Genomic DNA, 12,150 nt, shown 5'->3' with positions numbered 1-12,150 from the left:
GCCCATGGAGTGGCCTTCCAGCCCGATGTTGGTCTTGTCCACGAAGGGCAGGCTCTGCAGATATCTGAGCGCCGCCGGCCCGCCCAGGTCCCTCACCTGCCCCACGGAGCCCTCGGAGTAGCCGTGGCCGACCATGTCCATGGCCAGCACAACGAAGCCACGGCGCGCCAGCTCGATGGCGAAAGGGCTCTGCATCTCGCGGGTGTTGATATAGCCGTGGCTGACCAGCACCGCCGGCGCCGGATGGGCCGCGCTCGCGCCCGGCGGCGTGTAGAGCAGGCCCGCCTGGGTGAGGTTCGGCTGATCGCCGACGAATCGCACGTCCTTGAGCGTGACGCCGCCCGCGGTCTGGATCGCGTTGGCCAGGTACGATCCGCCCAGGATCAGCACCAGGCCCAGGATGAAGAAGCCCCATTTGCGCAGCATTGGCGTCCCCCCAAGGACAAAGTCCGGCGACCGGCGTCGCTCTTGCGGCGGGGACGATGCGGCCAGCCGGGGAAAAGCTCAAGCTCGGGCGCCCGATTGCTGGGCAAAGCCGACAAACGGTGGAAACGTCCCTTTGCGTCTCCGTTCAGAGACATAAACCTGCTAGGGAGCGGAAAATAAGTTGAGGAGGACGCGAAAAGCAGGATGGCGCAACCGGGCGTAGCCATACGCGGTCAGCGCAGTCTGCTGCGGCAGATCCGGGAAGCTCTGGCAGGGGGTGGCCCGGCGCAGGCGCGCCTGGACATGGTCGTGCGGATCATCGCGCGGTCCATGGTCGCTGAGGTGTGCTCGCTCTACATGCGTCGCGCCGCCGGCGACATGGAGCTGTTCGCCACCGAGGGCCTCGACCCCGCCGCCGTCCACGTCACCCGCATGAAACCCGGCGAAGGCCTGGTCGGCGAGATCATGAAGCTCGGCCGGCCGCTCAACCTGGCCGACGCGCCCGAGCACCCGGCCTTCTCCTACCGACCGGAAACCGGCGAAGACCCCTACCACGCCTTCCTGGGCGTGCCCCTGCTGCGCGGCGGCCGGGCCATCGGGGTGCTGGTGGTCCAGAACCGCACCGCGCGCGTCTACACCGACGACGAGCAGGAAGACCTGCAGATCGTCGCCATGGTGCTGGCCGAGATGGTCGCTGCCGGCGAGTTGATCGGCGAGGCGGCGCTGAAGGGCGTGGAGATCGCCCCGCACCGGCCGGAGCGCCTCAAGGGCTCCAAGTTCGGCGACGGCCTGGCCTATGGCGTGGCCGTGCTGCACGAGCCGCCCGTCGCGCCCTCGCAGCTGCTCTCCGACGACGTGGGCGCCGAGGAGGCGCGCCTGGCTTCGGCCATCGCCAGCCTGCAGGCGCAGATCGACCAGATGCTGGAGGGCAGCGCCGGCCTCGTCGACGCCTCCTTCGAGGTGCTCGACACCTACCGGATGTTCGCCCACTCGCAGAGCTGGCTGCGCAGCCTGCAGGACGCGGTGAGCAATGGCCTCACCGCCGAGGCCGCGGTGGAACGGGTGCGCTCCGAGCACCGCGCCCGCCTGGGCCAGGCCCGCGACCCCTATCTGCGCGAGCGTCTGCACGACCTGGAAGACCTGAACGACCGCCTGCTGCGCCACCTCTCCGGCGACGGCCACGAGGCGCGCGAGCTGCCCGAGAACGCCATCCTGATCGCCCGCAACCTGGGTCCCGCGGACCTCCTGGAATACGACCGCAAGAAGCTGCGCGGCCTGCTGCTGGAGGAAGGCTCGGCCGCCAGCCATGCGGCGATCGTCGCCCGGGCGCTGGACATCCCCTGCGTTGGCCGCCTTTCGGGCCTGCGCGACCGGGTCTCCGAAGGCGACATGGTGATCGTCGACGCCGAGACGGGCGAGGCCTATCTGCGGCCGCGCACCGACGTGGTGAAGGCCATCCAGGCCCGTATCGACGTGCGCCGCCAGCGCCGCGCCGAATTCGCCAAGCTGCGCGACACGCCAGCCTTCACCCGCGACGGCGCCAAGATCACGCTGCTGATGAACGCCGGCCTCGACGTCGACCTCGACATCCTGGGCGAGACAGGGGCGGAAGGCATCGGCCTGTTCCGCACCGAGTTCCAGTTCATGGTCGCCGAGGAGATGCCGCGTTTCAACGCCCAGACCGCGCTCTACAGCCGTGTGATGGACGCCGCCGGCGACTTGCCGGTGACCTTCCGCACCCTCGACCTCGGCGGCGACAAGGTGCTGCCCTACATGGAGGCCGAGCGGGAGGACAATCCGGCGCTGGGCTGGCGGGCGATCCGCATGGGCCTCGACCGCCCGGCGCTACTGCGACTGCAGCTGCGCGCCCTGATCGCGGCGGCCCGTGGCCGGGCATTGCGGATCATGTTCCCTCTGGTCGCCAATGTGGACGAGTTCCGCGCCGCCCGAGCCCTGGTGGATGTCGAGGTGGCCTGGGCCCTGCGGCGCGGCCGCTCGGCCCCGTCGCGCCTCGACGTGGGCGCGATGATCGAGGCGCCGTCGCTCGTCTGGCACCTGGACGCGCTGCTGCCGATGACCGACTTCGTCAGCGTCGGCACCAACGACCTGATGCAGTACCTGTTCGCCGCCGACCGCGGGAACCCGCGCATGGCCGACCGCTACGATCCCCTGTCGCCCCCGGCCTTGCGAGCGCTGGAGCAGATTCAGCGCGCCTGCGCCGAGACGGGCACGCCGGTCAGCGTCTGTGGCGAGATGGCCGGCCGACCGCTGGAGGCCTTCGCCCTGGTGGCGCTGGGCTTCGAGCGGCTGTCCATGCCGCCGGCCGGGGTCGGGCCGGTGAAGCAGATGGTGCTGTCCTGCGACCGCGAAGCCGCCCGCCGCGGGGTCGCGGCCCTCTTGAAGAGCGGCGCGGGCTCGGTCCGCAACGAGATCGAGACCCTGGCCCGCAAGATCTACGTGGCGGTCTAGGGAGCCTCTCGACGCCTTGGCCAGCGACAGCGATTTCCTCAACCTCCAGTCCGCCGCCGACATCGGCTCGGCGCTGAAAGCCCTGCGCGAGCAGAAGAAGCTCAGCCTCGAACAGCTCGCCGACATGACGCGTGTTCGCCGCGCCTACCTCGCCGACATCGAGGCGATGCGCCTGGACCGCCTGCCCTCGCGGCCCTTCACCATCGGCTACATCCGCGCCTACGCCGAGGCGCTTGGCCTGGACGGCGACGCCGCGGTCGAGCGCTTCAAGGCCGAGGAGCCGGTCCTGGACGAGCCGCTGCGCGCGCCTGTCGGCGTGCCCCAGAGCGGCGACCCGCGGGTGGTGGCGATGGTCGCCGGCGTCATCATCATCCTGGTGGCGATCATCCTTTGGAACATCGCCCAGCGGGCGATGCTGGCCAACGCCCCGCCGCCGCCCACCGCTTCGGCCCTGGCGACCGCCAAGGCGCTGGCCGTCGCGAGCCCGCCGGTGGTGCCGCTCGGCGCGCCGTTGCCGGCGCCCGTCGAGTCCACCACGCCGCCGCCCTACGAGACTCCGGGCATGCCGATCATCAATCCCGACGGCACGGTGACCACGCCCAAGTCCGTGCCGGGGGCCAAGCCCGGCGCGGCCCCCGATGCGCCGCCCGTCGATCCGGCCAGCCTGTCGCCGGTGTTCGTCGCCACCGGCCAGGTCTATGGCGCGCCCAAGGACCAGCCCTCCGCCGTGACCCTGCAGGCGCTGAAGCCCGCCTCGCTGATCGTCCGCGGGCAGGACGGCCAGATCTATTTCGCCCGCCAGTTCGCCGCCGGCGACGCCTTCCGGGCGCCGCAGGTGGCCGGTCTCACCGCCGAAGTCTCCCAGCCCGCCAGCTTCCAGGTGTTCGTCGGCGGACAATCCAAGGGCGTGCTGCCCGCCGCCCAGGTGTCGCTGAACAAGCTCGCCCAATAGTCAGGCCCAATCGCGACTTGGGTTCGCGGCCTGAACGCACTATTTTCCTGCTCATGAGCGCCTCCCACTCCCACGCCGAAGATCACGCGCACAAGGACCACACCTCGGTCCGACCCTGGCGCGCCATCCAGCGCCGCAAGAGCCGCAAGATCCGGGTCGGCAATGTCGAGGTCGGCGGCGACGCCCCGATCACCGTGCAGTCGATGACCAATACGCTGACCGCCGATGCGGCCGCGACCATCGACCAGATTCGTCAGTTGGAGGAGGCCGGCGCCGACATCATCCGCGTCTCCTGCCCCGACGAGGACTCCACCAAGGCGTTCAAGGCGATCGCCAAGGCCTCGAAGGCGCCGCTCGTGGCGGACATCCACTTCCACTACAAGCGCGGCATCGAGGCCGCCCAGGCCGGCGCCGCCTGCCTGCGGATCAATCCCGGCAACATCGGCTCGCCGGACCGGGTGCGCGAGGTGATCCAGGCCGCTCGCGACCACGGCTGCTCCATGCGCATCGGCGTCAACGCCGGCTCGCTGGAGCGCGATCTCCTCGAAAAGTATGGCGAGCCCTGCCCCGACGCGATGCTGGAGAGCGCGCTGCGCCACGCCCGCATCCTGCAGGACCACGATTTCCACGAATTCAAGATCAGCGTGAAGGCCTCCGACGTCTTCATGACGGTGGCCGCCTACAACCTCCTGGCCGAGGCCATCGACTGCCCGCTACACCTGGGCATCACCGAAGCCGGCGCGTTGCGCACCGGCACGGTCAAGTCCGCCATCGGCATGGGCAACCTGCTCTGGGCCGGCATCGGCGACACTATCCGCGTCAGCCTGGCCGCCGATCCGGTGGAAGAGATCAAGGTCGGCTTCGACCTCCTGAAGTCGCTCGGCCTGCGCCACCGCGGCATCAACATCATCGCATGCCCCTCCTGCGCGCGGCAGGGCTTCAACGTGATCAAGACCGTCGAGGCGCTGGAAAGCCGCCTGGCCCACATCGCCCAGCCCATGAGCCTGTCGATCATCGGCTGCGTGGTGAACGGCCCGGGCGAGGCGCTGATGACCGACCTGGGCTTCACCGGCGGCGGCAAGGGCTCCGGCATGGTCTATGTGGCCGGCAAGCCCGACCACAAGATGGACAACGAGCAGCTGGTCGACCACATCGTCGAACTGGTCGAAGCCCGCGCTGCGGAGCTGGCCGCGGTCCCGCAGGCGGCGGAATAGGTCAAAGATGCTCCCCCCACATGGGGAGCTGTCAGCGAAGCTGGCTGAGGGGGCTTGCCAGCGGTCGGGCTGTCGGCTGTTGCTCACGCGGCTGAGGAAGCCCCTCCGGCGCTTCGCGCCACCTCCCCCCGATCGCCCCCCGGGCTGGGGGAGAATCCAAAAAAATGACGCCCGCGTCACTCTTGCGCGGCTGACCCATACGCGCTTAGGTGCGGCTGCCTTTTTTGGGAGCGAGACATGGCCGCAGCAGACGGAAACTGGAAGATCACCATCAACACGCCGATGGGCGCCCAGGAGGTGACCGCTTCGATCACCACCAGCGGCGACACCTTCACCGGCAAGACCTCGGGCCGCATGGGCGACTCGGAAGTCAGCGGCAAGGTCGACGGCGACACGCTCACCTGGAGCGCCAACATCACCCAGCCGATGCCGATGACGCTGGAGTTCACCGCCACGGTGGCCGGCGACGCCATGACTGGCAACGTCAAGCTGGGCGCCTTCGGCAATGCCCCGCTGAGCGGCGTTCGCGCCTAAGGACGTCACGTCTGCGGACGCGCGAAAGGCCTCCCCCGGCGACGGGCGGAGGCTTTTTCTGTCTCTAAGGGCTAGTGCGCCGCCGCGCTGGCCGCCAGATCGGAGGAGGCGCTGCCGACCGCGTTGGTGGTCATGGGCTGGTTGTGGTGCGCATTCACCGCCAAGAGCGTCACCGCGCCAAGGCCCGCCAGCGCGACAAGGGCGATCAGCACCCTGCGCCCGGTCAGTCCCATCGTTACACGTTCGCTCATCTGCGGTCTCCGCCTGCGGCGACCTAACGGGCGCCCGGCCGGAGCGTTCCGACGGCCAAGCCGAAGGTTTGGCAAGCCGCCGCAGGGGCGCTAGAGGAAGCTCCCCTCCCACTTCACCCCAGGCGGCGACTTGCGACTTCCCCAGGCCAGGCTCGACCAGGTGCTCGACCGCTTCCGCGAGATCGAGGCGCGCATGGGCGCGGCCACGGACGGCCAGGAGATCGTGCGCCTGGGCAAGGAGCACGCCGAGCTGAAGCCCGTCGTGGACGCCGTCCAGACGCTCCAGCGCACCCGCGACGAGGCGCCGGAGCTGGAAGAGATGGCGGCCGGCGGCGACGCGGAGATGGCCGCCATGGCCCGCGACGAGCTGGAGGTCCTGAAGGACCGCCTGCCGGTCCTGGAACGCGAGGTCGCCCTGCTGCTGGCGCCCAAGGACAAGGACGAGAACGCCTCGGCGATCCTCGAAGTCCGCGCCGGCACCGGCGGCGACGAAGCCGCCCTCTTCGCCGGCGACCTCTTCCGCATGTACCAGCGCTACGCCGCCGAGCACGGCTGGCGGGTGGAGATCGACAGCGTCTCCGAGGGCGACGCCGGCGGCTACAAGGAAATCATCGCTGCGGTCACCGGCGACGGCGTGTTCGGCCGGCTGAAGTTCGAGAGCGGCGTCCACCGCGTCCAGCGCGTCCCCGCCACCGAGGCGCAAGGCCGCATCCACACCTCCGCCGCCACCGTGGCCGTCCTGCCGGAGCCGGAAGAGGTCGAGATCGACATCAAGGACGGCGACATCCGCATCGACACCTACCGCTCCTCCGGCGCCGGCGGCCAGCACGTCAACAAGACCGATAGCGCCGTGCGCATCACCCACCTGCCCACCGGCATCGTGGTGACCTCCTCGGAGAAGTCGCAGCACCAGAACCGCGCCCGGGCCATGAAGGCGCTGAAGGTCAAGCTCTACGACCAGCAGCGGGAAGCCCTGGACACCGCCCGCTCCGACGCACGCAAAAGCCAGGTGGGCTCGGGAGACCGCTCCGAGCGCATCCGCACCTACAATTTCCCGCAAGGCCGGGTCACCGACCACCGCATCAACCTGACCCTCTACAACCTGCCGAAGGTCATGGAGGGCGAGGCGCTGGATGACGTCATCGACCCGCTGATCGCCGAGGATGAGGCCGCGCGCCTCTCGGCCCTGGAAGACGAATTCGGCTAGGGCTGGGCGCCCACCTGGTCTTCGAGCTCGGAATTGAACTCCGCGCCCAGCAGCACGATCGTCAGCGACAGCCAGATCCAGGTCATGAAGCCGACGATCGCCCCCAGCGACCCATAGGTGCGGTCGTAGGTCCCGAAGTGGCCGACGTAGGAGGAGAAGCCCACCGACATCGCCATCCACGCCGTGGCGGCGAGCACGCCGCCCGGTGTGATCCAGCGCCACCGCCTCCGCGGACGGGCCGGCGCGAAACCATAAAGCAGCGAGAGCCCGCCTACCGCGATCACGAACATCGCCGGCCAGCGCGCCAGGCTCACGCCCTGCAAACCGTCCAGATGCAGGAACGCCAGCACCTCGGGCGCCGCGACCACCGCGGCCATCGCTGCGATGGCGAAAAGGATCATTCCGGCGGTGAACGCCAGGGAAATCAGGTTGAGGACGATGAAATTGCGCCGCTCATGGCACTCATAGGCGACGTTCAGGCCCCCGATCAGCCCCTTCATCCCGGCGTTGGCGGTCCAGACTGACAGCAGCAGGCTGATGAAGAAGGTGAGGCCCAGGCTGGCGTGCGAGGTGAGCGCCAGCCGCTCGATCTGTTCGGTCAGGATGCTGACGCCGCCCGCCGGCAGGATGCCGTGAAAGGCCGCGATCTGGCGTTGGGCGCCCTGAAGGTCGCCGACCAGGCCATAGAGCGAGACGAAGACGCCGAGCGCCGGGAACAGGGCCAGTAGGGAATAGAAGGCCGAGCCCGCCGCGACCGCCGAAATCCGGTCCTCGGTGAACTCGGCGATGGTCCGCTTGACGATCAGCTTCCAGCTGCGGCGGCTGACGTCGGCCGGCGACGCGGCCGGCTGCACGGTCGCGAGACGCCGGCCCTTCGCCAAGGCCTTGTCCGCGAACACCGTCGCCAGGCCGAGCAGCACCCCGACGCCCAGCGCGCTCGCGCGATCGAAGCGGAATGACCGCTGCTGCGCCTGTGGCGCCGTGGATGGACTGCGGCCGGTCGTCATCGGGGCCCCGAAGTGTTCGCTACCCGCGATGGAAGGCGGACCGGGCCTCGTGGTTCCGCTTGACCGCACCGTTCTGCTTGTGGCGCGGCCCGGCTTGCCGCAAATCAGCGGCATGAGCGGTCACGTCGCGGGCATTTTCCGCCATCCTGTGAAGGGCTTCACGCCCGAACCCCTGCAGGCCGTCGCGCTCGCGCCCGGCGAGGGCTTCCCGCACGACCGCATCTGGGCGGTCGAGAACGGTCCGTCCGGGTTCGATCCGGCCGCGCCGGCCTTTGTCCCCAAGCAGAAGTTCACTGTCCTCGCCCAGATCGCCAAGGTGGCCGCCGCGCGCACGCGCTACGACCCCGAGACCGGAGTCCTGCACGCCGCCGCCCCGGGCTGCGGCGAGTACATTGGCCGTCTGGCCGAACCCGCCGCCCGCGAGGCCTTCGCCGCGTGGCTGACGCCGCTGCTGGGCGAGGATGTCCGGGGTCCCTTGCGGGTGGTCGAGGCGCCAGGCGAGCACCGTTTCACCGACCATCCCCTGGGCCAGGTCTCGATCGTCAACCTGGCCAGCGTCCGCGACCTCGGCCAGCGGATGGGGGTCGAGCTCGACCCCCTTCGATTCCGCGCCAACCTCTATGTCGAGGGTTGGCCGGCCTGGGCGGAGAACGACTGGACGGGCAGGCCGATGCTGGTCGGCTGGGCCAAGGCAGAGGTGTTCAAGCCGATCGTCCGCTGCGCGGCCACTCACGTCGATCCGACCACCGCCGAACGTGATCTCGATGTGGTCAAGGCGCTGTTCGACAACTACGGCCACCGGTTTTGCGGGATCTACGTCCGGGTGACCGCGGGCGGCGCCGTGGGCCTGGGCGATGCGGTGACCGCCCCCCAGATCGAGCCCGCTCCGGAGTCCGCCCAATGACCCTGAACCTGCTGCAGGCGTGGCAGGGCGCCAAGAAGCGCCTGGAGACCGCGGGCCTGGCCGGCCCGGTGATCGACGCGCGCCTGCTGGTCGAGGCCGCGGCGTGCGCCACCCGCGCCGACATCGTGGGCGATCCCTATCGCGCGCTCACCCCCGAACAGGAAGCGACGCTGGAGGACTACCTGACCCGGCGTGAGCACCGCGAGCCGGTCAGCCACATCCTGGGCCGCAAGGGCTTCTGGAAGATCATGCTCAACGTCACCCCCGACGTGCTGACGCCCAGGCCCGACACCGAGACCGTCGTCGAATGGGTGCTGCGCGACTTCCCCGAGCACGCGCCCTGGTCGGTGCTCGACCTGGGCGTCGGCTCCGGCGCCATCCTGCTCTCGATCCTGGCCGAGCGGCCCGCCGCCAAGGGCCTGGGCGTCGATGTCTCGGAAGAGGCCCTGGCGGTGGCCCGCGACAACGCCGCCAGCCTCGGCCTCGCCGGTCGCGTCGCGCTGCTGCGCGGCGACTGGACCGCGGGCCTCGGCGAGGCCGGCTTCGACCTGGTGGTGTCCAACCCGCCCTATATCGCCAGCGCGGTGATCGAGACGCTGGAGCCGGAGGTCAAGGACCACGAACCACGGCTCGCGCTCGAAGGCGGACCCGACGGCCTGATGCACTATCGGGTGCTGGCGCCGGAGATCCTGCGGGTGCTGAAACCCGGCGGCCGCTTCGCCGTCGAGATCGGCTACGACCAGAAAGACGCGGTCGAAGCGCTGTTCCGCGAGGCCGGCGCGCAGGGCGTCCAGACCCTCCGCGACCTCGGCGACCGGGACAGGGTTGTCGCAGGCGCGAAAAAGCCCTTGGAACTTCAAGCCTGACTCGCTACTTAGATATCTGTCTCCACCCAAATCGTCGGCTTCCGGTAGAGGCGTCCCACGGAGGGCGCACGCCAGTCCCGACAGGGCGCGACGGCTTCCAAAAGCCTCTCGCTTAAGGCTTCCGGGCGGAAGACGGGGAACACTTTACGTCTTCAAAATCGACACCGGGCCAAGCGCCCGATCCCGCTGAAGGCTAAGCAGGCCGACCCAAGGGTCAGGTCCTAGGGAAACCAAGACGGTTATCAAATAATGAGAGATTTCAAGGGTATGAAGCGTCAACGCGGCCGCAATCGCGGCGGCGGCGGAAGTGGCGGCGGCGGGGGCGGCAAGCCTCAGGCGCAGAACGCCAACCGGGCGTTCGATTCCAACGGCCCCGAGGGTTCGAAGGTGCGCGGCAACGCCCAGCACGTCTTCGAAAAGTACCAGCAGCTCGCCCGTGACGCCTCGGCGGCCGGCGACCGGGTGCTCGGCGAGAACTATCTTCAGCACGCCGAACACTATTTCCGCCTCCTGCGGGCCATGCAGCCCACCCGTCCGGCCAGCGAAATCCTCGGCCGCGACCACTTCTCCTCCGGTTTCGACATCGATTTCGAGGACGAGAGCGCCCAGGCCCAATCCGAAGCCGCCGACGCGGCCTCGGCCGAGGCCGGCGAGACCCCGGAAAGCTGGCAGGCCCGCGAAGCCGGCGCCAATGGCGCGAACGGCGGCGACCAGCGCCCACGTGACGACCGTCCCAGAGACGCCCAACGCGACGGCCAGCAACGCGATGACCGTCCCCGCGACGGTCAACAACGGGACGGCCAGCAACGCGACGACCGCCCGCGCTACGAAAACCGCGACCGCAACGACAGCGGCGCCAACGGCCAAGGCCAGGGCCAAGGCCAGGGCCGCCGCGACCGTCCCTGGCGCGACGACCGGCCCCGCGACGGCCAGCAACGCGATGACCGTCCCCGCGATGGTCAACAACGGGACAGCCAGCAACGCGACGACCGCCCGCGCTACGACGCCGACCGCCCCCGGGACGAGCGCCCGCGCGATGAACGTCCGCGCGAAGACCGCAACAACCGCGACGACCGCCCGCGCTACGACCGCAACCGCGACGACCGGCCGGAACGCGACCCTCTCGCCGTCGTCGAGCCCCAGCCTCAGGCGCCGCTGATCGCCCCGGCCGCCGAGGCCGCGCCCGAGCCGCGCCGTTCGCGTGTCCTGCGCGACTCCGACGGCGGCGAAAGCCACGCGCCCGCCTTCCTGCAGGCGCCCGCGCCCCGCGCCACGGCGTCCGTCGCCGACGAGGCTCCCAAGCCCCGCCGCCGCCGCGCGCCGCGCGCCGAAATCACGACGGCCTCCGAGGGTGACGACGCCTAAGCCTCCCTTCCCTTTGTGGGGAGGAGGACGCGTTATCGATTGGCGCGTTCGGTGACTGCGCTCGCCGCCTGCGGGACCGGGGTCAGGGGCTCAAGCCTGCAGACCAGACGCCCATCCAGGGCGGTCGCCAGACGCGCGACCGATCTCAACGTCAGATTGGTCGGCGAGGCGAACCAAGTCTGCACCTGAGTCGACGGGACCCCCAGCATCCGGCTGATATCGGACTTCGTGACCCCGCGCTCGCGCTCAAGATCCCGAAGCCGGGCCAGCATCAGCCGCCAGATCACTTCCTGGAGCGCGCTGGCCTCGTCGTCCTGTCGCCGCCGACTGGCGTTCAACACGGCTGCCCGCTCCTCAGAAAGCCTTGGTGATTCCGGCGAAGAAGCCCCGCCGTGGGCCGAACTGCGGCGCGCCGACGCCGATGCCGGTGCCGTCGCGGATCTCATATTCCTTGTCGAAGAGGTTGATGATGTCCGCCCGGATCGTCAGCGGCCCGCCGGCCATCTCGAAGGCGTGCGCCGCGCTGAGGTTGACCTGGGTGTAGCCGGGCACGTGACCGCTGTTCGGCGGCGCGCCGTCGGGCGTGAGCCGCAGCCCCGAGCCATAGATAAGGTCGCCCGTCACCCGGGTGCCGTCGCCGAACTTGTAAGCGAGGCCCGCCGAGGCCGTGTAGGTCTGGTCGTGGTCCAGGTAGATGTAGTGGTTCTGGATGTAGGCCAGGTCGTCGGGGCTGAAGTTGAACTGACTGGAGATGATGTCCTTGCCCTTGGCTTGGCTGACCGCGAAGTTGCCATAGGCCGAGAAGCCGCCGTTCACGTAGTTGCCGCTGAGCTCGACGCCGCGCGCGTAGCCCACCTTGTAGTTGAACGGCGTCAGGATGATGGGGGCGCCGAACTGGCCTTCGTCGATCAGGTTCTTGGCCTGCTTGTCATAGGCGTCGATGCCCAAGGTCAGG

General features: G+C 69.6%; 13 protein-coding genes. 8 read left to right on the top strand and 5 right to left on the bottom strand.

The features are described 5' to 3' along the window. A partial coding sequence (locus E8A12_RS12840; RefSeq protein WP_293369310.1) for an alpha/beta fold hydrolase occupies nt 1-426 on the bottom strand: 426 nt, incomplete at its 3' end. 204 nt (nt 427-630) lie between these two features. Here E8A12_RS12840 and ptsP point away from each other — a divergent pair. The 4 genes from ptsP to E8A12_RS12820 all read left to right on the top strand — a co-directional run bounded on the left by ptsP (nt 631) and on the right by E8A12_RS12820 (nt 5,595). Beyond that, nucleotides 631-2,895, top strand: a complete 2,265-nt coding sequence (gene ptsP, locus E8A12_RS12835) for a phosphoenolpyruvate--protein phosphotransferase (protein ID WP_293369309.1) — start codon at nt 631-633, stop codon at nt 2,893-2,895. A gap of 16 nt (nt 2,896-2,911) precedes the next feature. Further along, nucleotides 2,912-3,847: a helix-turn-helix domain-containing protein gene (locus E8A12_RS12830; protein WP_293369308.1), complete on the top strand. Its 936-nt coding sequence runs from the start codon at nt 2,912-2,914 to the stop codon at nt 3,845-3,847. A 53-nt stretch (nt 3,848-3,900) separates the two neighbouring features. Then, complete coding sequence (ispG, locus tag E8A12_RS12825; RefSeq protein ID WP_293369307.1) at nt 3,901-5,061, top strand: flavodoxin-dependent (E)-4-hydroxy-3-methylbut-2-enyl-diphosphate synthase; 1,161 nt, start codon at nt 3,901-3,903, stop codon at nt 5,059-5,061. A 237-nt stretch (nt 5,062-5,298) separates the two neighbouring features. Continuing rightward, the gene (locus E8A12_RS12820; RefSeq protein ID WP_293369306.1) at nt 5,299-5,595 is read left to right on the top strand and encodes a hypothetical protein; all 297 of its coding nucleotides are present in this window, start codon (nt 5,299-5,301) and stop codon (nt 5,593-5,595) included. Nucleotides 5,596-5,666: 71 nt separating this feature from the next. Here E8A12_RS12820 and E8A12_RS12815 read toward each other — a convergent pair whose 3' ends face one another. Further along, nucleotides 5,667-5,846, bottom strand: a complete 180-nt coding sequence (locus E8A12_RS12815) for a hypothetical protein (RefSeq protein WP_293369304.1) — start codon at nt 5,844-5,846, stop codon at nt 5,667-5,669. A 130-nt stretch (nt 5,847-5,976) separates the two neighbouring features. Between E8A12_RS12815 and prfA the strand changes: the two genes are divergently transcribed. Continuing rightward, nucleotides 5,977-7,053, top strand: a complete 1,077-nt coding sequence (gene prfA / locus E8A12_RS12810) for a peptide chain release factor 1 (protein ID WP_293369302.1) — start codon at nt 5,977-5,979, stop codon at nt 7,051-7,053. Here the strand turns inward: prfA and E8A12_RS12805 are convergent. After that, a complete protein-coding gene (locus E8A12_RS12805; protein ID WP_293369300.1) occupies nt 7,050-8,060 on the bottom strand; it encodes a YihY/virulence factor BrkB family protein in 1,011 nt (336 codons plus the stop codon). The genes prfA and E8A12_RS12805 overlap by 4 nt on opposite strands. A gap of 112 nt (nt 8,061-8,172) precedes the next feature. Between E8A12_RS12805 and E8A12_RS12800 the strand changes: the two genes are divergently transcribed. The 3 genes from E8A12_RS12800 to E8A12_RS12790 all read left to right on the top strand — a co-directional run bounded on the left by E8A12_RS12800 (nt 8,173) and on the right by E8A12_RS12790 (nt 11,195). Further along, complete coding sequence (locus tag E8A12_RS12800; RefSeq protein ID WP_293369298.1) at nt 8,173-8,964, top strand: MOSC N-terminal beta barrel domain-containing protein; 792 nt, start codon at nt 8,173-8,175, stop codon at nt 8,962-8,964. Continuing rightward, nucleotides 8,961-9,830 carry a peptide chain release factor N(5)-glutamine methyltransferase gene (prmC, locus tag E8A12_RS12795; RefSeq protein ID WP_293369296.1) on the top strand — a complete coding sequence of 290 codons (870 nt, stop codon included), beginning with the start codon at nt 8,961-8,963 and terminating at the stop codon, nt 9,828-9,830. The genes E8A12_RS12800 and prmC overlap by 4 nt, the downstream gene beginning before the upstream one ends. 267 nt (nt 9,831-10,097) lie before the next feature. After that, nucleotides 10,098-11,195 (top strand): DUF4167 domain-containing protein, encoded by a 1,098-nt coding sequence (locus E8A12_RS12790; RefSeq protein ID WP_293369294.1) that lies wholly within the window; start codon nt 10,098-10,100, stop codon nt 11,193-11,195. Between the two features lie 32 nt (nt 11,196-11,227). Here the strand turns inward: E8A12_RS12790 and E8A12_RS12785 are convergent, their stop codons facing one another. After that, the gene (locus E8A12_RS12785; RefSeq protein WP_293369292.1) at nt 11,228-11,536 is read right to left on the bottom strand and encodes a hypothetical protein; all 309 of its coding nucleotides are present in this window, start codon (nt 11,534-11,536) and stop codon (nt 11,228-11,230) included. 13 nt (nt 11,537-11,549) lie between these two features. Further along, nucleotides 11,550-12,150 (bottom strand): TonB-dependent receptor (locus E8A12_RS12780; RefSeq protein ID WP_293369290.1); only part of this gene is annotated, 601 nt, incomplete at its 5' end.

This window comes from Phenylobacterium sp., assembly GCF_004799395.1.
Taxonomy (GTDB): Bacteria; Pseudomonadota; Alphaproteobacteria; order Caulobacterales; family Caulobacteraceae; genus Phenylobacterium.
Note: the sequence above shows the minus strand (reverse complement) of the source record. Positions and strands in the feature narration are given on the sequence as shown.